The sequence below is a fragment of the Kribbella sp. NPDC049227 genome (assembly GCF_043197265.1).
In the GTDB taxonomy this organism is placed as follows: Bacteria; Actinomycetota; Actinomycetes; order Propionibacteriales; family Kribbellaceae; genus Kribbella.
The window spans coordinates 159845-180894 of sequence record NZ_JBICST010000002.1 but is presented as its reverse complement, the minus strand read 5'-3'; the positions used below and the strand labels follow the sequence as shown (position 1 = coordinate 180894).

Sequence of the window (21050 nt, the reverse complement as noted above, 5' to 3'; positions counted from 1 at the left end):
ACCACAGCTCCCAGGTCCCCGACCGCTGGCGGGTTGTTTCACCGCTGGCGCCGTACGAACCCGCCAGCGGTGACACAAGCCGCTATCCACCGGCTGACCTCGCGGAGGCCGCCGGTGGCGGAGGCGGTCAACGCTGGAGGTGGCGGAGGGTTGCGGTGGGTAGGGTCCGGGTGAGGGGGCCGATGATCGAGGCGTCGCGGAGGGCGGTGCGCGCGGCGAGGTGGCCGCAGGCGCCGTGGACGCCGCCGCCGGGGTGGATGGCGGAGCTGCCCAGGTAGAGGCCGGCGATGAAGGTGCGCGGACTGCCCAGACCGATGGTCGGGCGGAACACGAGCTGCTGATGCAGCTGCATGGTGCCGCCGCCGACCGCGCCCAGGCCGAGGGCCGCGTTGCCGGACTCGAGGGCGCTCGGCCGTTGCAGATCACGCGAGATGATGAGCTCGCCAAAGCCCGGTGCGAAGCGTTCGATCGCGCGTTCCATCCGGCCGGCCAGCTTGCCGGCGGACTCGTCGTCGGCAATCCCCCGCGGCAGGTGCGAGTACGCCCAGACGGCCTCGGTCCCTTCCGGCGACCGGGACGGATCCGACTTCGTGGACTGCCCGATCAGCAGGAACGGCTGCGACGGCAGCCGGCCGGTGTCGAGGTCGGCGGACAGATGCACGAGCTCGTCCGCCGTCCCGCCGAGGTGGACCACCCCGGCGGATCGCGCCTCGGCCGACTTCCACGGGATCGGCCCGCTCAGCCGGAAGTTCAGCTTCACCGTCGGGTAGTCCCACTCGAACCGCTCGTCCAGATCCCGCCGCAACCCGGCCGGGATCGTTGTGCCAGGCAACAACTGGTTGTAGAGCACCGGAGCAGACGTGTCCGCGATCACCGCGCGGCTCACCGCGACCGTCTCCCCGGATGCCGTCCGTACGCCGGTCACTCGTCCGGATGACGCGTCGATCGCGGAGACCGGCGTACCCGAGATGAGCAAGGCGCCCGCGCGCTCGGCTCGACGGACCAGAGCACCCGAGAATGCGCTCGATCCACCAGTGGCCACCGGATAGCCGACGTCCTGCGCCAGCATCGCGAGCAGCCAGCCCATCGTGCCGCTGACGCTGCCGGACAGCGGCGAGTCCGCGTGCAGCGCGTTGCCCGCCAGCAACGCCGCTCCGCGCGGGCCGGCGAACAGTTCCTTGCCCATCCGGTGCATCGGCATCGCCATGAACCGCGCGAACCGCAGCAACTCCCCCGCGGACCCGAGCTTGCGCGCCAGCTTGATGCCAGGCACGACCGGTGGCCACGAGGTCAGCAGTGACTTCAGCAGCGGCTCGCGGATCGCGACGTACTGCTGGTAGAGCCGCAGCCACGCCTCGCCGTCGCCCGGGTGGTCGGAGCCGATCGACTTCGCGGTGTCCTCCGGATCCGGGTGGATCGCGACCGAGGTGCCCTCCTCGGCCTCGAGCAGATGCACCAGCGGCAGCGGAGCGTGGGCCCACTTCAGGCCGAACTTCTCCAACTCCAGCGCGCGCATGACCGGTGACGCCACGCCCAACGGGTAGTTCGAACTGAAACGATCACTGATCCAGCCGTCGTCCTCGGTTGACCGGACCGCGCCGCCGAAGGTCTCGGCGGCCTCCAGCACCAGCACGTCCCAGCCCGCGTCGGCAAGGGCGATCGCGCTCACCAGGCCGTTCGGCCCCGAGCCGATCACCACGGCATCAACACTGCGCGGCAGCATGTGTCGAGCCTAACTTGACCGGGACTCGATCTCCCGCATCAGGGTGCTGAGCTCCCGGGCGCGCCCCACCATGGCGGGATCGACCATCCGGCCGTCTGGAAGGACGATGACGCCGCCGTCGGAGACCCCGGCCTTGTCGACCGCGGCCAGCAAAGCCTCCGCTTCGGCGATCTGTACGGCGGTCGGCGTGAAGCACTCGACGATCGTGGCCAGCTGCCGCGGATGGATCGCCGTACGCCCGACGAATCCGAGGGCACGGCCCTCCAGACTGGTCTGCCGCAAGCCGTCGAGGTCGTTGACCCGCGGATACACCGACATCATCGGAGCGCCCAGTCCGGCCGCCCGCGACGCCGACACCAGCCGCCCGCGCGCCCACGCCAGTCCGGCCGATCCGTCCACACCCAGTGCACTCGCCAGATCGGCCTCGCCGAGCGCGACCGCCACCACCCGTGGATCCGCGGAGGCGATCTCGAACGCCCGTTCCAGACCCAGCGGCGACTCGATCAGCGCGGTGATCCTTGCCGTCGGCACCTGTTCCAGGATCGAGTGGACGTCGCCCGCACTCTCCACCTTCGGCACCCGGATCCGGATCACCGGCAGGGCGGCCACCGCGGCCAGGTCGTCCTCGATCCACGGCGTCCCGGGCGCGTTGACCCGGACCTCCACCGAACCAGCCACGTTCGCCGCGATCCAGGCGACCGCCCAGCCGCGCGCGTCCACCTTGTCGTCGACCGGAACCGCGTCCTCCAGGTCGAACACGACCAGATCGGGGCCTGCGGCAACAGCTTTCGCGAACCGATCCGGACGGTTGGCGGGTACATACAGTGCGGTCAGCACTTCAGGCCCCCTCAGGCATCAGCGTCAGACCACGCCGGCCGCGCGCAGCGCAGCGAGTTGCTCGGGACTGACGCCGATCTCGGCGAGCACCTCGTCGGTGTTCGCGCCGTGCGGCCGCCCGGCCCAGCGGATCGACCCCGGCGATTCGGACAACCGGAACAGCACGTTCTGCATCTGCACCGGTCCGCCGAGCTCGTCGTCGTCCACGGCGACGATCGTGTTCAGCGCGGCGTACTGCGGGTCGGTCATGATGCCGCGGATGTCGTGCACCGGGCCGACGGCGGCCTCGGCCTTCTCGAACTCCGCCATCACCTCGTCCAGCGGCCGCTCGGCGATCCACGACCCGACCGCGTCGTCCAGTTCGTCGGCGTGCTGCGCCCGCTCACGCCCGGTGGCGAACCAGGGCTGCGCCACGAGGTCAGCGCGACCGACCAGCGTCACCACCCGCTCGGCGATGCTCTGCGAGCTGGTGGACACCGCGACCCAGCGCCCGTCCGCGGTCTTGTAGACATTGCGCGGAGCGTTGTTCGACGACCGGTTCCCCAACCGCGGCTGGACATACCCGGTCTGTTGGTACGCCGTGATCCCACCACCGAGCATCATCAGGATCGGCTCGATGATCGCCAGGTCGATCACCTGGCCGGCCCCGGACCGATCCCGTTCGCGAAGCGCGACCATGACGGCGTACGCCGTGGCCAGCGCGGTGATGCCGTCCGCCAGCCCGAACGGCGGCAGCGTCGGCGGCCCGTCCGGCTCACCCGTGACGGCCGCGAACCCGCTCATCGCCTCGGCCAGCGACCCGAATCCGGGCCGGCTCGACCACGGGCCGACCTGGCCGAACGCGGTCACCCGGGCGATCACGAGCCGCGGGTTCGCCGCCAGCAACACGTCGGGCCCGAGTCCCCAGCGCTCAAGCGTGCCCGGCCGGAAGTTCTCGACCAGGACGTCCTGCGTGCGCACCAGGTCGAGGAAGACGTCGCGACCGCGGGACAGGTCGAGCGTCGCGATCCGCTTGTTCCGCCCGAGGGTCTTGAACCACAGCCCGACGCCGTCCTTCGACGCGCCGTGCGTCCGGGCGGCGTCGGGCCGCGCCGGGTGCTCGATCTTGGTGACATCGGCCCCGAAGTCACCCAGGAAGGTTGCCGCCAGCGGTCCCGCGAACAGCGTCGCCGCCTCGAGCACCTTCACGCCGTCAAGTGGAGCATCTCTCATCCCGCACACCTGAAGCCAATGGTCTCCGAGCGATCGAGACCACCACCGGTCAGCACCAGCTTGAAGCTCACGTCGGGCTCCTGCGGACCGCCGTCGGCGTACCAGTCGGAGCCCTCGGCCACGTAGTGCGAACCGCCCTTGAGAATGCAGAACCGGCTGCGGCCGTCCCGGTGCTCGCTCTCGGTCAGGTTCCACACCAGCGGCTCGGCGCGGGTGAACCCGTCCAGCCCGGCGGCGAGCTGCCACTCGTCCTCGGTCGGCAACCGCCCACCACGCCAGGCCGCGTACGCCCGCGCGTCCGGCAGATCGACGTACGTCACCGGCTGGTCCTCGGTCCCCGGGGCAGGCGCGCCGGCGACCCAGTGCGCGAGGAAGCGGTTCGGCACCAACGGCCGGTAGCCGGTCTCGGCGAGGAATTCGGCGTACTGCGCGTTGGTCACCTCGGTCGTCGCGACCGAGACACCGGAGAGCGAGACCTCGCGCGTCTCCGTCCGCATGTCGTGCAGACGCGGCGGCAGCGGTTTCCACTCCTCCACGTACGGCGCCTGGTCGTACAACCCGGTCTCGCGTCGCCGATGCCGCACCTTCAGCACCCGGTCCCCTGCCGGTACGACGACCACCGGGCCGAGTGACGCGTCACCGGAGACCTCGGGAACGGGAACCCGCCGGGCCGGCGCCATCGGGAACGCCGAGTCCTTCAGATGGGGACGCGGCATCGTGCCGAGCCGACGGGCGGTCGTCCGGCAGGATGAGCCGGCGGTCGCGCCCACCCGGATGATCCCGGCGACGCCACGACCCGGCACGACCAGATGCACACCGTCGTCGTCCGAGGTGATCGGCACGCCCGACGTCACGTCGTACCAGTCGCCGACCTGGTCCTCCGAGCGCAGCACGATGCCGTCGAAGTCCTCCTCGTCGCGGTTGATCAGCGTCCAGAAGGTGATGTCGGCGAGGTCGAACCGCGAACCGTAGACGCCGTGCTCGCGCGCCTTGTCCGGGATCTCCGGGGTCAACTGGATCCAGTCGCCGTTGAGCAGCACCGGCGCGAACGCCCGCTGCGCCGCGACCATCCGCCGCAGCGTGGCGCGGTCCCGCGCGTTCCAGCCGACCCAGGCCGAGAACACGGACTCCCAGACCAGCATGCCGACGCCGTTGATCCAGGCGGACTGCAACTCGTCGCTGTGGTCGCGGTTCCACCGGCGGGTGTGGTGCATCATGTGCCGGCGCTCGAACAGGTGCGCACGCAGAATGCCGGGCGCGTGGGTGTCGGCGAACCACTGCGCCCAGGACAGCGCGTGGTCACCGATCCTTGCCATCGGCAACCGTGACTCGCCCTCGAACGCGATCGCCGGATTCGCCTTGCGCAGCGCGCGAGTGAAGGCCGGGTCGCCTTCCTTCAAGGTGTCCAGGAAGACCCCGTCGACGTCGTACTCCGTGACGAGGGCCGCGAACTCCTCCGCGTCCGAACGGGCCGCCCGGCGGGTGCCGACATCCCACGGGTTGTAGTCGAAGAACACCTTGAGCCCGAGCCGGTGCAGGTCGTCGATCAGCTGCCGAAGACCGGGCGCGTCCCGGTAGAAGTCGAACTGGTTGCGCGAGTCGATCCCGATCACCGGATAGGCGTGCCAGAGCACGACCGCGTCGTACCCACCGAAGTCGGCGACACCGTGCTGGACGAACTTCTCCGGCGTGAACCTCCCGGTCGCGACGTCGTACAACTGGTCGTCCCAGAGCCAGACCAGCGCCACCGAGTACGCCGTCTGGGTCCATTCGCGACCGGGGACCTCGTAGTGGGAGCCGTCGTACGGCGTCCGGTCGTAGGCACCGATCAGCCACTCGGCGAGCTTGGCGCGCCACCGCGGCAGGTCGGCCGGGTCCTCCGGGGCGCCGAGGATCTTGGCGTCGTCGAGGAACGACAGGTCGGCCCGAAGCCCCAGATCCACCCTGGCGGGCAGATCGATGGGCCGCGGCTCGAGCGGATTCACAGGTACACCTCCGCGTAGCGCGCGTCGATTGCATCCCCGTGAGGCACCGAGGGAATCGCCCCCGCAGCCTGAACACTCAATGACGCTGCCACGGTAGCGCGTCGGACCGCATTCGTCAGGTCGCTCGACGTAATCGCTGCGGTATTTGACACGGCAGACAATGCTGCCGCCAGCACCCCACAGAACGTGTCCCCCGCGGCCGTCGTGTCGACGACGTCGACCGGCAGGCCGGGAACCGCGATCTCGTCGTCGCCACGAGTCAGGATCACCGCGCCGGCGGCACCGAGCGTGACGACCGCGGCCGGCACCTTCTTCAGCAGTGCGGAACGGTCCGCGCCCGCGATCGCCTCGGCCTCGGTCTCGTTGACCACCAGCAGGTCGACCTCGGCGAGCAATTCGTCCGGCAGCTCGGCCGCCGGTGCCGCGTTCAGGATGAAGTAGGAACTCGCCGCCGCCGCGTCCTGCACGGTCCGAAACGGGATCTCCAGCTGGGCCAGAACGACTTTCGCCGCCCGGACGGCAGCGGCCGCCGCGTCGGACAGCGACAGCTCGCCGTTCGCGCCGGGGGCGACCACGATCGAGTTCTCGCCACTCTCGTCGACCGTGATGATCGCCGTACCGGTCGGGGCGGAGGTCGCCGAGACCAGCGAGAGGTCGACGCCCGAACTGCCGAGGGCATCGCGCATCAGTGCACCACCGTCGTCGTCACCGAGCGAAGCGACCATCGCCGTACGTGCACCCGCCCGCGCGGACGCGACGGCCTGGTTGGCGCCCTTGCCGCCCGGTCCGCGGGTCATCACTCCCGCCAGCACTGTCTCGCCGGGGCGCGGGATCCGCTGGACCGGCAACACCAGATCCACGTTCGCGCTACCTACGACGACAACGTCAGGCTCCACCCCGGGCCACCTCCACAGTCCTCAGTGCCAGCTCGTCGATCGCGATCTGGTTCATCCCCGGCAGGCTCGTGGCCACCCGGTTGTCCAGTGGTGTGGACCACTCTGCCGGAACCCCGCGCACAGCGCCAAACACCGCACCCACCGTCGCCCCGGCCGAGTCGGTGTCCCACCCGCCCATCACCGAGCGGCCGACCGCGGTGGCGAAGTCCGGAGCGGTCAGCGCGTACGCCGTCAGGGCGCTGTTGTTCACCGCGTGCACCCAGTGCAGGTCGCCGTACTCGGCATGCAGCGCGTCGAGCGCGTCGTCCAGCGGACGGTCGGCGAGCCCCAGCCCGAAGCGAACGGCTCGCGCGATCGCTCCGTCCGCCGCGATCACCTCGAGCCCGGCGAGGGCGACCTCGCTCGGCGAGTCCAGCACCAGCGCGGCGGCCGACATCGCAGCGACCCAGAGAGCACCGTCGACGCCCGCGCCGGTGTGACTCAACCGGGCATCGACCAGCGCGACCCGGGCGGCCGCGGTGCGGTCTCCCGGATGGGCCCAGCCGTAGGCGTCGGTCCGGATCTGAGCACCGATCCACTCCCGGAACGGATTGCCGACAACGGCCGCCCTGGACGGCTCCACACCCTCCAGAAGGTTGCGGTAAGCAACACGCTCGGCGGTGAACACGCGTCCGGCCGGAAGGTCGTTCAGCCAGGCTTGCGCAACGTCCTCGGTGGTCAGGGCGGAGCCGTGGCGCTCCAGCAGTTGCAGCGCCAGGATGGCGAAGTTGAGGTCGTCGTCCTCAGGCATCCCGTCGATGACCTCGCGCAGACTGGTCGGCTTCGACCGCTTGTTCCACGGCCACCGCTGCTGCACGTCCTCAGGTACGCCGACCGCCGTGATGTACTGCGACAGCGGCCACTGGCCCGACGACTGCAGGATCTCCCGGATCCCCTCGCGCGGGATCTTCTCCACCGGTTTGCCGAGCAGGTTCCCGGCGGCCCGGCCGAGCCACGCGTTCAGCGTCCGCCGCTCGAGGTCCGCCGGTTGGCCCAGCGACGGCAACTCGGGGATCACCGGCTCGTGCCACTCCCCCGCACGTGCGTCCAGCTCGGCGAGCAGCTCGCGCGCGAGCGTCCGCAGTTCGGGAGAGGCCGGTTCGTCCGATGCACCCGACGCCGGGGCGTCCGTCGTACCGCCGGCTGCACGCCAGCGCGACTCGACGTCGGCGACGTCGACACCCTCGGATCGCGATTGGACCAGTTGGTGCGGCAGCAGATCCTCCGGCTGCACCCAGGTCAGTCTCATCGGGCTTCTTCCTTCCCCTGTTGCATCACGCGAAACGTGTGCCTGGTTCGTTGTGTCACCGCGGACAGATACTCCGTCCCATGCCCACCCGCCGAAGCTTCCTCTCCGCCACCGGCGCCGCCGCCGCTCTTGCCCTGACCGGCACCCTGCCTGGTCTTGATGCAGTAGGAATACCGCACCGCACCGACAAACGCCCGCTGTTCACTCTCGGCGTCGCCTCGGGTGATCCGCTGCCCGACGCCGTGGTCATCTGGACCCGCCTCGCGCCGGGTCCGCTCGAGCCGTTCGGCGGGATGGACGACCGCACGGTCGGGGTCGAGTGGGAGGTCGCCGAGGACGAGCACTTCCGCCGCGTGGTCCGCCGGGGCACGGCCCACGCTCGCCCGGAGTACGCCCACACCGTGCACGTCGACGTTCGCGGTCTGCGCTCGTGGCGGCACTACTTCTACCGCTTCCGCGCGAACGGTCAGGTCAGTCCGGTCGGCCGCACCCGGACCGCGCCGGCGCCGGCCGACCAGCCCGCGGTGTCGATGGCGGTCGCGTCCTGCCAGGCCTACTACGACGGCTTCTACACGGCGTACCAGGACGTCGCACGCCGGGACCACGACGTCGTCCTGTTCCTCGGCGACTACATCTACGAGGTCGGTGTCGGCCCGACGGCGGGCGTTCGCAACCAGCCGGTCCCGGTCGACTTCGCCGGCGAGATCTTCACGCTGGACGAGTACCGGGCGCGGTACGCGCTGCACAAGACCGACCCCGACCTGCAGGCCGCGCACGCCGCCGCGCCGTGGATCGTCACGCTCGACGACCACGAGGTCGAGGGCAACTGGGCCGGGTACGTCTCCGAGGACGGCGTCCCGCACGACGACTTCGTCGTACGTCGGGCGAACGGCTTCCGGGCGTACTGGGAACACATGCCGCTGCGCCTCGACCAGTCCCCCGACGGTCCGTCCATCCGGCTGCACCGGCACCTCCGCTACGGCCGCACCGCCGACCTCAGCGTGCTCGACACCCGGCAGTTCCGCGACGACCAGACCAGCACCGGCGGCTGGCTGCCGCCGGACGAGGTGTCGCAGGACCCGGCCCGCACCATCACCGGCGACGCGCAGGAACGCTGGCTGCTCGACACCCTGCACCGCTCCGGCAGCCGCTGGAACGTCGTCGCCCAGCAGGTCGCGATGGCCCAACTCGACCGCAAGACCGGTCCTGACCTCGAACTGCCGATGGACACCTGGAACGGGTACGTCGGCTCGCGCGACCGGGTGCTGTCCGGCGTCCGCGACCGGCATGTCCGCAACTTCGTCGTACTCACCGGCGACCTGCACCGCGCCGTCGCGTCCGACCTGCGGGTGAACTTCGCTGACCCGTCGACGCCGGCGGTCGGCACCGAGTTCGTCACCACGTCGGTCTCGTCCGGAAAGGACGGTGTCGACTCGGACGCCACAGGCAAGGCACTGCTCGCCGAAAATCCGCACGTGAAGTTCCAGAGCGTCCAGCGCGGCTACCTCAGCTGCCGCCTCGACAGCTCCCAGTGGACGTCGGAGTACCGCGTCGTCGACCGGGTCGTCACCCCCGGTGGTACGGCGTCCACCCGCGCCACCCTGGTCGTCGAGGACGGCCGTCCCGGTACCCACCTGGCCTGAACGGATCCGCACATGAAACGCGCACGCACCGCTCTGCTCGCCGTCCCACTCGCTCTCCTGGTCCCGACCGTCGCAGTTGCCAGCAGCAACAATCAGGTCGAGATCAGCGCCACTCCGCAGCCGGTCGAGGTCGTGCCGCTGCCCTGCTTCCCGTCCGGCAAGCTCACCCTTGGCATGACCAACACCGGCCGCAAGCCCACCATCGCCGACATGCGCATCAGCGGCGACTCCTCGCTGACACTGTCCCGGCACCAGTTCTCGAGCTATCTGCCCGTCGACCAGCTGGTGAAGGCGCCGCTCGAGATCACCGTGCCGCGCGGCACGGCTCCGGCGACGCGCAACGTCGACCTCAGTGTCGGCCGCGAACACCTGTCCGTGCCCGTCACGATCAAGCCCGTCCCCGCGCGCGACAACCTGTTGCTCGGCGAGCAGGCGGTCGCGTCCTCCACGAACGGCGACATGAAGCTGTGTGGTGGAGTCGACGGCAACACCGACTCCGCGCAGTGGGGAGCCAGCGGTTGGCACGACGCCACCAAGGGCGTCTTCCCCGACACGTACGGCGTCGACTTCGTCCAGCCGACCACGATCGGCCGCGTCGTCGTGCAGACCCTCGACTCGGCCAAGTACCCGGCGGCCGTGATGGGGATCCGCGACTTCGACGTCCAGGTCCGCACCGGCAGCACCTGGACGACCGTCGGCGAGTTCCGCGACAACGTGCAGGGTCTTCTCACGGTGACCTTCGCCCCGGTGCCCGTCGACGCCGTCCAGCTCGTCATCCACGACTCCAACGACCATGGGTACTCCCGGATCATCGAACTCGAGGCCTACGGCAACTGACATTCAGACCAGGGCATCCATCGCGGCCGACCGCCGGGCCCACCGCTCGGCGTCGGCCGCACGGATGTCCTCCGCCACCGCGGCCATCACCCGGCCCGGCTGCTCGAGGTCGGTCTTGCTCGCCGCGGCGATGTCCGCGGCCCAGTCCGCCGGTACGCCGGTCAGTCCGCTGAGCGCACCCGTGATCGCACCGGCCATCGACGCGATCGAGTCCGCGTCCCGGCCGTAGTTCGTGCCGCCGAGGACTGCCCGGCGTACATCTCCCTCGGAGACGAGCACGAAGCCGAGGGCCACCGGCAGCTCCTCGATCGCCTTCGTCCGGCTCGGCCGCCGGGCGTCGAGCGACTGGTCGCGGTAGTCCGGACCGACCGTGTCGAAGGGCTCGATCGCCTTGCGCAGCACGGGAATCGCCTGCTCCCAGTCGGTCAGGCCGTCCGCGGCGGCTGCCACTGCCTCGACGGCCCCTCGAGTACCGTCCTTGGCCAGCACCAGCGCCGTTTCCACCGCCGATGAGGCCGTCGCGCCAGGGGTCATCGCCGCAGCGACGGCGGCCGCGAACACGCCGGCCGCCTCCCGCCCGTAGCTCGACTGGTGCGCACCCGCGAGGTCGATCGCCTCCGCGTACGCACCCTCGGGATCGCCGGCATTGGCGATTCCGACCGGCGCCATGTACATCGCCGCACCGCAGTTGACGATGTTGCCGACGCCGGCCTCGCGTGGATCCACATGCCCGTAGTGCAACCGGGCGACCAGCCACTTCTCGGCCAGGAACACCCGCTGCAGCAGCAACGCGTCGGCCTCCAGCTCGGGCACCCAACGGGTCCCGGTCAGCATCTTCGGCACCAGCGACTCGGCGATCGCGTAGGCGTCCAGGTGCGTCCGGCGTTCGTCGTACACCTCGACCAGGGCGTGCGTCATCAAGGTGTCGTCGGTGATGTGCCCGTCGCCCTTGTGGTACGGCGCGATCGGCCGGGCGGTCCGCCATTCGTCGTACCAGGGACCGACGATGCCGGTCACCCAGCCGCCGTGCCGCTCCCGGATCGCCTCCGGGGTCCACCCCTCGACGGCTCCACCGATCGCGTCACCGACCGCGGAGCCGACGAGGGCACCCGTAGATTTCTGTTCCAGCAACGACATCACTGGTTGACCTGACCCCATCCGTCATTCAGTTTCTTGCCCAGCGCCGCCAGATCGGTCTTGTTCGCCAGGTACTCCTGCAGCGCCGGCGTCGCGATCTGGTCCTTCCACCTCGGGTAGTTCTCCACGCTCTGGAACGGCGCCTTGGTCAGCTCGGCACCGCTGGCCAGCGTCTGCTGCCAGCCGTCCTTGCCACCGGTCGTCTTCAGGATCGCGTCCCGGGCCGCCTGCGTGGTCGGGATCAGCCAGTCACCCTGACCGACCGCGGCCAGATTGTCGGCCTTCATGAAGTAGTCGATGAACTTCGCCGACTGCTCGACGTGCTTGCCCTCGGCCGGCACCGACAGCGTCTGCGGGTTCGCCGCCTGCTTGGTGCTGGTGCCCTTCAACGGCGGCAGCACCTCCCACTGGAAGCCCTTCGGTGCCTGCTCGACCATCTGCTGGGCGGTGTAGTTGCCCGCGACAACCATCGCGTACTTGCCGGCGAAGAAGCCCGGCAGGACGTCGGAGCCGCTCTGGGTCAGCGAGGTCGGGTCGATCGACTTGTCCGTGTAGGCCATCGCGTTGATCCGCTTCGGCACCTCGAGCTCGGGGTCGCCGATCTTCGCCTTGGCGTCCCGGCCGGAGCCCTCGAAGAACTGCGCGTCGAAGTTCATGCCCAGGTTCAGCACGGTCGCGGTCGGGCTCTTCAGGCCCCAGCCCAGGCCGTACTTGCCGCCTGCCGTCAGCTTCTTCGCGTCCGCGGCCAGGTCGTCCCAGCTGAGCGAGTCACCGGTCGCGGTGATCCCGGCCTGCTTGAGCAGCGCGGCGTTGCCGAACACGACGTACGACTGGAGCAGCGTCGGCGCGGCGAACGTCTTGCCGTCGCTGGAGACGGTGTCCCAGACCCCCTGCGGTACGGCGTCCTTGGTCTCCTGGCTCAGGTACGGCGACAGGTCGGCCAGGAACCCCTGGTTCGCGAAGCCGGTGATGTCGGCGGACTCGTCGTGGATTATGTCCGGCGCGGTCCCGCCCTGGAACTGGGTGACCAACTGGTCGTGCACCGAGTCCCAGCTGCCCTGGACGTACTCGACCTGGATGTTCGGGTTGGCGGCGTTCCAGTCCGCGACGATCTTCTCGATCGCGGCGACCGTCGTCTTCTGGAAGGCGAGGCTCTGGAACTTCAGCGTCACCTTCTCGTTCGACCCCGAATCCCCGGAGCCGTTGTCGCTGTTGCTCCCACAGGCCGCGAGCGCCACCAGTGCACCCGCCGCCATCAGAGCGGTCACTACTTTCTTCATGTGTTTCTCCTCAGGGATCTCTAACCCTTGACTGCGCCGCTCAACAAAACGGAAGTCAGCCGGCGTTGGAGGAAGGCGAAGAAGATCAGGCTCGGCACGGTGGCCAGGACGGACGCTGCTGCCAGTGGACCGAACTGCACCTGGCCTTCGGCGCCGACGAAGCGCGCCAGGACCAGCGGCAGGGTCTTGAGCTCCGGGTCCTGCAGCAGGACCAGAGCGAAGAAGAACTCGTTCCACGCCGAGATGAACGTGAACATCGCGGTCGCGATCAACCCGGGCCGCAGCAGCGGCATCACGATCGACACGATCGTCCGCACCCTGGACGCCCCGTCGACCGACGCCGCCTCCTCGAGCTCGCGCGGTACGGCGGCGACGTACCCCTGCAGCATCCACAACGCGAAGGGCAGCGACCAGACCATATAGACGATCACCACACCGGGAATGGTGTTGGTCAGGTGCAACGGCCGCAGGATCATGAACAGCGGGATCACGATCAGGATCACCGGGAACACCTGGCTGACCAGGATCCAGCCGTTCGTCACCGGCCGCAGTCGGGTGCGGAACCGGGCCAGCGCGTACGCCACCGGCAGCGACACGATCAGCACCAGAACCGTGCTGGCGATCGAGATCTGGAGGCTGTTGCCGAGACCCCGAATCAGGCCTTGCTCGTTCATCGCGTCGCTGTAGTTGGAGAAGTCGAGGTGCTCGGGCAGCAGGCTCGGTGTGATGCTGGCGAACTCGCGGGGTGACTTCAGCGAGCTCGAGATCAGCCACAGCAGCGGGAAGCCGAGGAACACCAGGTAGCAGACGACAGCGACGTACTGCAGGAACCGGGCGGCCGGACGTGTTCTCATGCCTCGCTCCTCAGCCGGTTCCGCAGGTAGAAGGCGAGGAACACGATGATGATGACCACCATCACGTCACCCATCGCCGCGGCCATCCCGAAGTTCCCGTACCGGAACGCCTCGTTGTAGGCGAACAGCATCGGCAGCATGGTCTTGCCGCCCGGACCGCCGGCGGTCAGCACGTAGACCAGGCCGAACGAGTTGAAGTTCCAGATCATGTCCAGGCTGGTGATCGCCACGATCACGGTCCGCAGCTGTGGCAGCGTGATGTTCCAGAACTGGCTCCACGCGCTCGCACCGTCGACCGCGGCCGCCTCGTACAGCGTCCGGTCGATGCCTTGGAGGCCGGCCAGCAGGGTGATCGTGGTCATCGGCATGCCGACCCAGATCCCGACCACGATCACGGCCGGCAACGCCGTACTGAAGTCGCCGAGGAAGTTGATCGGGTGGTCGGTCAGGTGCAGCTTCTGCAGGATCTCGTTGACCGGGCCGTTGGTCGGGTGCAGCAGCAGCCGCCACATGATCGCGACCACCACCGGCGGCATCGCCCACGGGATCAGCGCCAGGGTCCGGGCCACGCCGCGGAACTTGATGGTCGTGTTCAGCAGCAGCGCCAGACCGAGCGCGGCGACGAACTGCAGGATCGTCACCGACAAGGTCCAGATGACGCCGATCCGGAACGAGTCCCAGAACAGGCCGTTGTGCAGGAGCTCGGAGAAGTTCTCGAGGCCGATGAAGTTCGTGTCGGCGTTCAGCCCGGCGCGGGCGTCGGTGAAGCCGAGCGCGATGCCGCGGATCAGCGGGTAGACGCTGAGCAGCAACACCGGCAGCAGCGCCGGCAGGAACAGGAAGATCGCCTCCCGGTTCTGCTTCGGCTTTGCGGTCTTGCGCACCGGAGTCGGCGCCGGCGCGGTCACGGTCGCGGTCATGGGGTCGACCTCCGCACACTCAACGACGGCTGTACGACGATCCGCCGCGGCCTCCGGTCGTTGTCCTCGATCCTTGCCAACAGCAACTCAGCCGCCCGCCGGCCCCGCTCCGCCGACCCCAGATTCACACTCGTCAACGGCGGAAACGACTGCTCCGCAAGTTCGCTGTCATCCATCCCGACCACAGCCACGTCCTCCGGCACCCGCAACCCAGCCGCCGCCAACTCATGCATAAGCCCAACCGCGAGAAGATCGTTCGCACAAATCACCGCATCCAGCCCCTCGCCATCCGAGCGAGAAGCGACACTCCGCCCCCGGTCGACCTGGCCGGAAGCCAGCCCCTCCCCATCCGCGAGGGAAGCGGCGGGAATCGGCTCCGCCGCACTCAACCCCCGGTCGAACTGGCCGGAAGCCAGCCCCTCCCCATCCGCGAGGGAAGCGGTGAGAGTCGGCTCCGCCGCACTCAACCCCCGGTGGAACTGGCCGGAAGCCAGCCCTTCGCCCTCCGGGCGGGAAGAGGTGGAAATCGGCTCCGCGGCACTCCGCCCCCGGTGGGACTCGCCGGAAGCCAGCCCCTCGCCATCCGGGCGGGAAGCGGTGGGAATCGGCTCCACGGCACTCCGCCGCTGGTCGAACTGGCTGGGGGCCAGCCCCTCGCTATCCGGGCGGGTAGTGGTGGGAGTCGGCTCCGCCGCACTCCGCCGCCGGTGGGACTGGCTGGAAGCCAGCCCAGCGGCGGCCAGCAGGTCGGGGGCAGCGGCGCGGCCCGCCGCGAAGGTGAAGTCCGTGGCTTCGGCTACAGCGACGGGCTCGAGATCATGCGCGTGGAGCGCGTCGGCGAAGCCCTTGGCCCGGGCGGCGCCGGGGACGGTGTCGGCGGGGCCGTTCAGGAACGCGATGCGGCGGCGGCCTCGGGCGACCAGGTGATCGACGGCGAGAAGCATGCCTTTGGGGGAATTCGCCCGGACCGTGTCGACCCCGGCTTTCGCGGGCACGTTACCGGCGACGACCACCGGGACCTCGCACTCGCGGATCGACTTGACCAGGTCCTCGTCGACCCGGATCGGGCTGATCAGCAGCCCGTCGGCGTACCCGCGCGCCATCCCCCGAACCAGCGCGACCTCATCCACCACATCCGCGCCGGTCGTGGTCACCACGAGCCGATATCCGGCCGCGGACACGACCTCCTCGACCGCGCGCATCATCGTCACGTAGACCGGGTTGCCGACGTCCGCGACCGCCAGGGTCAGCTGGAACGTCCGCCCCACCTTCAGCGACCGCGCCCGGGAGTCAGGCACGTATCCCAACTGCTCGACCGCCCGCTGCACCCGCTCGGCCATCTCCTCGGTCGCCGGCAGACCATTCAGCACGCGCGACACCGACGCCACCGAGACGCCGGCCGCCTGGGCCACCGCAGCGATCGTCGGACGGCTCACGCCCGCCTCCTGTAATCGTTCTTGTAATCGTTTACAAGCCCGAGATTAGGTCGCCGGAAGCCCTCGGTCAAGTACTCGGTTAGCTGCGCACCGAAGACGCGGAGGGGCTGGACGGCGCGAACCACTCGTTCCCCGGACCGGCCGCCTGGGCCTGTGTCACGGTCGTACCCACAAGTGCCATCACGGCCAGCGCGATGATCCCGATCGGCCTGCTCCAGTTCATGACCATCCTCACTCGTACGCCGAGTCCACCCCCAGCCGTGACTGTAAACACCGCCGGCTCGGCAAGGGAAGAGCAGAAACCGTTAAGATCCAGGGTTATCGGCCCGACTGGTAGCCGACGGCATCCGATCACTTGCCCAGCGCAACCACGCGGCGCCGTGATCGTCGCCCTCGGCAACCGTGTTCACGGACAGTACTGCGAGGCGGCTCTCACTCGTCCTCTTCGTCGGCTCCGGGACGCTCCGCCCACGGCGTCTCCTTGGCCGGGCGGACGACGATCAGTTTGTCGCCGGCGGCCAGCACCGAGACATTGGAGTCGTAGTACCGGTGCACCTTGCCGTCGCGGACGACCGAGACCACCCGGTCCGGCACCGCGGACGGGGGCTTGCCGACCTCGCGGCCGAGCACCGGGCGTTCGGCGACCTCGAGGCCCTCGCCGTACGTGAGCAGGTCCTCCATCACCTCGCCCAGGTTCGGGCTGACCGCCGACAGCCCGAGCAGCCGGCCGACCGCCTCGGACGAGGTGACGACCGCGTCGGCGCCGCTCTGCCGCAGCAGCGGAACGTTGTCCTCCTCGCGGACCGCGACCACGATGTGCGCGGTCGCGTTCAACTGCCGGACGGCCAGCGTCACCAGGACTGCCGCGTCGTCACGGTCGGTCGTCACGATCACCTCCCGTGCCGACATCACCTCGGCCCGGCGCAGGACGTTCCGGTTCGTCGCATCGCCGTGGAACGCGGCCATCTGGTCGTTGCCGGCGTCACCGATCGCCTGCGCCCGCGGGTCGATCACCACGATGCTGTCGCGCTTCACCCCGTTGCTGATCAGCGTCTGGACGGCGGACCGGCCCTTGGTGCCGTAGCCGACGACGACGGTGTGATCCTTCATGCGCTTCCTCCATCGGGTGTCGCGCATGACGCGGCGACCCTCGTTGGCCAGGACTTCCAGTGTCGTGCCGACCAGCACCACCAGGAACCCGATCCGCAGCGGCGTGACGATGAACGCGTTCACGAGCCGCGCACTCGGGGTCACCGGCGTGATGTCGCCGTACCCGGTGGTGGTGAGGGTGACGGTCGCGTAGTAGATCGCGTCGATCAGGCCGACGTCGCCGTCGTAGTTGTCCCTGTAGCCGTCACGGTCGAGCACCACGATCAGCACCATCACCGTCAGCAGACCCAGCGCGACGAGGATTCGGCTGAACAGCTGAAAGAGCGGCGAGCGCGTGCTCGCGGGCATATTGACCAGCAGCCCGTGCGGGTTGCGACCGGAGGGAAGGGGTGGCACGACTCCGACGATATTGCACCGGCGGCCGATCCACCGCATGCGACAGGCTCTGGTCGGACAGCGCGACGGTGACCATCAGATTGTCACTGTCCTGGACCACTCTGGTCCGCATCCGCAGCCCTTCGATCGTGCGGAGCATCGCGACGTTCTCGGGTTGCACCACACAGACGGCCCGGTCGGCTCCTCGGTCGCGCGCTTCACCGATCACGCACCGGAGCAGTTGCCCGCCGAGACCACGGCCCTGCCATCCGTCCTCGACCAGTACGGCGACTTCCATCGTCGTACGCCCGAGTTCCTCCCAGGGCGCGGCGGTCGCCATCCCGATGACGGCTTCGCCCACGGTCGCCACGATCGAGACGCCGCCGGCCGGTGCGGACAGATGGCGGGCGGTGCGGGCGGTCAGCTTCGGCATCGGTACGTGGTAGCGCCGGGTTCGGCTCTCGAACGAGCACCGCTCATGCATCGCCACGACCGCCTCAGCGTCGTCGACGGTCGCCGTACGCAGCTCGGGTTCGCCACTGCCTGGTCGCGGGCCATCGGTCTCCTGCAGCCGCTCGGCCAGCCGTCCGGCGATCTCGACCAGGACATCCGCCCGAGCCCACTCGGCCGGCGTGTACTCGTCGAACCCCTGCAGATTGCCGAGCTCGTCATCCACCGACACCGGGTCGTCGATCAACCGCAGTACGGCGCGCAGGTAGCGGGTCGGCCCATCACTCAGTACGTCGGCCTGACACGGGCGGACCGTCGTCCTCAGGCAACCGGCCTCGGCCGCGAGCGCGATCAACGCCTCCGCCGTCCACCCGACGCCCGTCGAAACCACCAACTCGTCCACGGCCCCACCCTCGGCCGTGAACACCTCGAGGCTCAGGATGTTGATCTCATCCGCCCCACACCGCGCCGCAAGCTCAGCCAACGCCCCCGGCCGATCGGCAAGTTCGGTCCTGATCTTCCAAAGCATGCAGACGCCTCCCTCGTAGACGTCCCACTCTCCACTCGCTCTGTTGCCCCACCGCGTCCCCCGTGTTACACGCACATCAACCTTCCCCCACGCAGCCATCCGCGACCTCGGACACCATCCCGTGCACGGGCTCCTGGGCGAGGGCGGCGTACGGGGTCAGCGGCGGCGGAGGTGTGGGAGGTGCGGAGTGAATTTGGGTTTGCGGGCGGCGAGGACTACCGCGGCTTCGCGTTTGTCGAGGTCGGCGTGGCGGAGGAGTTCGGGGTAGGTGTTCTGGGGAACGGACGGGTACGTCGTGACGATCGCGTCGCCGGAGAATACGAAGAAGATCGCCTGCCCTTCGCGGATGATCTTGAGCAGGGACCCGTCGCGCACGGTCAGCGCGTGCTCGATCGCCTTCTTCCGCGCAGCCCGCTTCGCCAGCGCCGCCTGCATCGCCTGCTGAGCCGGCTCCCGCCCATGCCGGATCGCCTCAACCGCCAACGGCCCGTACCGCACGCCGTACTTGACCAGGTTCTTGGCCAGCTTCCCCTGCCCACCCTTAGCACCCGCCATACCCCGACTGTAGCCACCCCTCAAACCCCCACCCCGGCAATCACCGGTGCCTTCCCTCACCATCGGCTGATCAACCGAACCAGGCGGGGCCGGTCGGTACAGGACCGGCCCCGTTCTGATCAGTACGGAATCGGCTTCCACTCGACGTTCTGGCCCACGTTGAGGTCGTCGGCGACCTCGTCGTGCATGTCGCGGACCTTCAGGCCGATCTTGGCGGCCTGGTCGAAGACCTCCGGATCCAGTTTCGATCGGTGCCACATGTCGACCATGTACTTCCGAGTCTTCAGGTACGTCGTATAGCGGTCGTGATGGTGGTCGTCGAGGCCGAGGGCGACGAACACGGCGATCCGGTCGCCATCCGGCTTGGCCTCGCGGAAGAACCAGGGCCACCGGTCGTGGCTCTGCGGTTCGGGCGTCACCCACCAAGGGAAGCTGAGCAGCTTGCCGTTGCCGCTGTGCGTCGTGCGCAGACTCCACACCGCCAGATCGCCCGGCCTGGTCTTCACATAGACCGTCTTGCCTGTGGTCAGGTCAGGTTCGTTGTGCGACTTGTGCCGCAGGTTCAAGCCACCCGTGTGCCTGGTGTGATTCTGCAGGTAGATCCCGAACCTGAGGATCGTGTAACGGCCCTGCCAGTCCGGCGCGTTCCCATCCTTCCGGTCCGCGTTGTCCTTGTGGTAGCCGTGCTGGCCGGAATTGATCGTGAAGGAACTGTCACCGGCGTACATGATGTCCTCGGAACCAAGCAGCTGCCTGGCCACCTCGACCATCTTCCCGTCCAGGATCGCGTGCCTCATCAGCGGCCGCGAGAGTAGCTCGCCGCTCACCCCCTTCGACGCGTACGCGCCGTCACGAAACTTCTGCACCTCCTCCGGGGTGTACACCCCACGCAGAATCTGCCATCCGTTCTCCCAGAACGCCGGCACATTCACTGAAATCCGCCCAGCCATCACCATCTCCTCACGCCCGCCCACAGGAACAACAAGCAGCCTTAACCCACAGACCCGTTCAGCGCTAGACCGGAGTACCTAAAATTTCCGTACGACCCGCCAATTGGCCCCGACCATCAGGAACGTGGTGTAGCGATCACTGGGTAGTGTGCCGAGTCCGGGCGTCAGAGGCTGTCATTGCAGGTAGTTGCAGAAGCCGATCGGTGCGGCGGGCCGGGTGGGTGTGCGGGGGGTGGGGTGGGTCGGGCACGATGGGGCGTGTGAGTGGTCCTAATCCGCGCCGGCCGATCATGCCGGGGAACAAGTTGTTCGAGTCGTTGCCGGGGGCTGCTGATCCGGCGACGGTGACCGAGGTGGCGCATCGGACGGCTGAGTTGCTGGTGCGGGGGGTGCGGGACTCCGGGGATGCCGAGGTGCATGCGCGGGTGGTGAAGCTGGCGGACGACTACGGGCTGGACGAGCTCGCGGAGCTGTGGTCCGAGGCGCCGTCGGACTCGTTGCCGGGGGCGCTGTGGCGGTTGTACGTGCTGCGGTCGTGGGTGCACACCAACTCCGAGGAGGTGTCCCGCGAGTTCGCCGCCGGGCGGAAGTATGCCGAGGTGCACGCGGTGGTCGCGGGTGTCGCCGAGCCCCCTGGGCCGACCGAGGTGCGGGAGATGGTGGACGCCGTACTGCGGGGTGTGGCGACCGGTGACTTCGCGACCACGCTGGACCGGGCGGCGGCGTTCGCACGGATCGTCGCGACCGGGCGGGCGCATCTTGCCGACGACGGGCACGACCGGGTGCTGTCGGCCTCGAAGCTCGTCGAGACCGCGGACCAACTGCAGACCGCGGCCCGCGCCGAACGCGCCGGCCAACTCTGGTAACCGCACGCCCACGCAACGCGCCAGGGCGAGGCCTAGTTGCACAGTCGGGGTTCGGGTGGTATGGCGTCTTGAAGCCCGAGATGTCAACAGGACAAGGGGTTTTGGCACCCGTTACACTGTTCGAGGTGTCGGGCCGGTGCAAGCCCCGGGTCCCAAAATAAGCCGCT

The 21050-nt window shown here is 69.0% G+C and carries 19 protein-coding genes; 3 read left to right on the top strand and 16 right to left on the bottom strand.

The window, feature by feature from the left end; translation table 11 throughout:
• Positions 1–127: 127 nt before the first annotated feature.
• The 6 genes from ACGFH6_RS07575 to ACGFH6_RS07550 are packed head-to-tail and all read right to left on the bottom strand — an operon-like array spanning position 128 to position 7941.
• On the bottom strand, positions 128–1723 hold the full coding sequence (locus ACGFH6_RS07575) for a phytoene desaturase family protein (protein ID WP_393381409.1): 1596 nt from the start codon (positions 1721–1723) through the stop codon (positions 128–130).
• 9 nt (positions 1724–1732) lie between these two features.
• Entirely contained in the window at positions 1733–2560 is an 828-nt protein-coding gene (locus ACGFH6_RS07570) for an HpcH/HpaI aldolase/citrate lyase family protein (protein ID WP_393381407.1), read from the bottom strand.
• A 24-nt stretch (positions 2561–2584) separates the two neighbouring features.
• Complete coding sequence (locus ACGFH6_RS07565; protein ID WP_393381405.1) at positions 2585–3772, bottom strand: CaiB/BaiF CoA transferase family protein; 1188 nt, start codon at positions 3770–3772, stop codon at positions 2585–2587.
• Entirely contained in the window at positions 3769–5757 is a 1989-nt protein-coding gene (locus tag ACGFH6_RS07560) for an SUMF1/EgtB/PvdO family nonheme iron enzyme (protein ID WP_393381404.1), read from the bottom strand. Before ACGFH6_RS07560 ends, ACGFH6_RS07565 begins: the two co-directional genes overlap by 4 nt.
• Positions 5754–6653, bottom strand: coding sequence for a ribokinase (locus ACGFH6_RS07555; RefSeq protein WP_393381402.1), 900 nt, complete (start codon positions 6651–6653; stop codon positions 5754–5756). Before ACGFH6_RS07555 ends, ACGFH6_RS07560 begins: the two co-directional genes overlap by 4 nt.
• On the bottom strand, positions 6643–7941 hold the full coding sequence (locus ACGFH6_RS07550) for an ADP-ribosylglycohydrolase family protein (RefSeq protein ID WP_393381401.1): 1299 nt from the start codon (positions 7939–7941) through the stop codon (positions 6643–6645). The genes ACGFH6_RS07555 and ACGFH6_RS07550 overlap by 11 nt, the downstream gene beginning before the upstream one ends.
• Positions 7942–8021: 80 nt before the next feature.
• Here ACGFH6_RS07550 and ACGFH6_RS07545 point away from each other — a divergent pair, with 80 nt between their 5' ends.
• Entirely contained in the window at positions 8022–9584 is a 1563-nt protein-coding gene (locus ACGFH6_RS07545) for an alkaline phosphatase D family protein (protein WP_393381399.1), read from the top strand.
• A gap of 12 nt (positions 9585–9596) precedes the next feature.
• Positions 9597–10421: a hypothetical protein gene (locus ACGFH6_RS07540; protein WP_393381397.1), complete on the top strand. Its 825-nt coding sequence runs from the start codon at positions 9597–9599 to the stop codon at positions 10419–10421.
• A gap of 3 nt (positions 10422–10424) precedes the next feature.
• On the opposite strand, the gene ACGFH6_RS07535 is transcribed toward ACGFH6_RS07540, so the two are convergent.
• From ACGFH6_RS07535 to ACGFH6_RS07490, 10 genes are all read right to left on the bottom strand, one after another.
• The gene (locus tag ACGFH6_RS07535; protein ID WP_393381396.1) at positions 10425–11558 is read right to left on the bottom strand and encodes an ADP-ribosylglycohydrolase family protein; all 1134 of its coding nucleotides are present in this window, start codon (positions 11556–11558) and stop codon (positions 10425–10427) included.
• Entirely contained in the window at positions 11558–12838 is a 1281-nt protein-coding gene (locus ACGFH6_RS07530) for an ABC transporter substrate-binding protein (RefSeq protein WP_393381394.1), read from the bottom strand. The genes ACGFH6_RS07535 and ACGFH6_RS07530 overlap by 1 nt, the downstream gene beginning before the upstream one ends.
• A gap of 20 nt (positions 12839–12858) precedes the next feature.
• The gene (locus ACGFH6_RS07525; RefSeq protein WP_393381392.1) at positions 12859–13692 is read right to left on the bottom strand and encodes a carbohydrate ABC transporter permease; all 834 of its coding nucleotides are present in this window, start codon (positions 13690–13692) and stop codon (positions 12859–12861) included.
• On the bottom strand, positions 13689–14612 hold the full coding sequence (locus tag ACGFH6_RS07520) for a carbohydrate ABC transporter permease (protein WP_393381391.1): 924 nt from the start codon (positions 14610–14612) through the stop codon (positions 13689–13691). The genes ACGFH6_RS07525 and ACGFH6_RS07520 overlap by 4 nt, the downstream gene beginning before the upstream one ends.
• Entirely contained in the window at positions 14609–16048 is a 1440-nt protein-coding gene (locus ACGFH6_RS07515) for a LacI family DNA-binding transcriptional regulator (RefSeq protein WP_393381389.1), read from the bottom strand. The genes ACGFH6_RS07520 and ACGFH6_RS07515 overlap by 4 nt, the downstream gene beginning before the upstream one ends.
• 79 nt (positions 16049–16127) lie before the next feature.
• The gene (locus ACGFH6_RS07510) at positions 16128–16271 is read right to left on the bottom strand and encodes a hypothetical protein (protein WP_393381388.1); all 144 of its coding nucleotides are present in this window, start codon (positions 16269–16271) and stop codon (positions 16128–16130) included.
• A gap of 209 nt (positions 16272–16480) precedes the next feature.
• Complete coding sequence (locus tag ACGFH6_RS07505) at positions 16481–17506, bottom strand: potassium channel family protein (RefSeq protein WP_393381387.1); 1026 nt, start codon at positions 17504–17506, stop codon at positions 16481–16483.
• Positions 17403–18512: a GNAT family N-acetyltransferase gene (locus tag ACGFH6_RS07500; protein WP_393381385.1), complete on the bottom strand. Its 1110-nt coding sequence runs from the start codon at positions 18510–18512 to the stop codon at positions 17403–17405. The genes ACGFH6_RS07505 and ACGFH6_RS07500 overlap by 104 nt, the downstream gene beginning before the upstream one ends.
• Positions 18513–18668: 156 nt before the next feature.
• Positions 18669–19067 (bottom strand): hypothetical protein, encoded by a 399-nt coding sequence (locus tag ACGFH6_RS07495; protein ID WP_393381383.1) that lies wholly within the window; start codon positions 19065–19067, stop codon positions 18669–18671.
• Between the two features lie 119 nt (positions 19068–19186).
• The gene (locus tag ACGFH6_RS07490; RefSeq protein WP_393381382.1) at positions 19187–20017 is read right to left on the bottom strand and encodes a hypothetical protein; all 831 of its coding nucleotides are present in this window, start codon (positions 20015–20017) and stop codon (positions 19187–19189) included.
• Between the two features lie 260 nt (positions 20018–20277).
• Between ACGFH6_RS07490 and ACGFH6_RS07485 the strand changes: the two genes are divergently transcribed.
• Complete coding sequence (locus ACGFH6_RS07485; protein ID WP_393381380.1) at positions 20278–20883, top strand: hypothetical protein; 606 nt, start codon at positions 20278–20280, stop codon at positions 20881–20883.
• Positions 20884–21050: the final 167 nt, after the last annotated feature.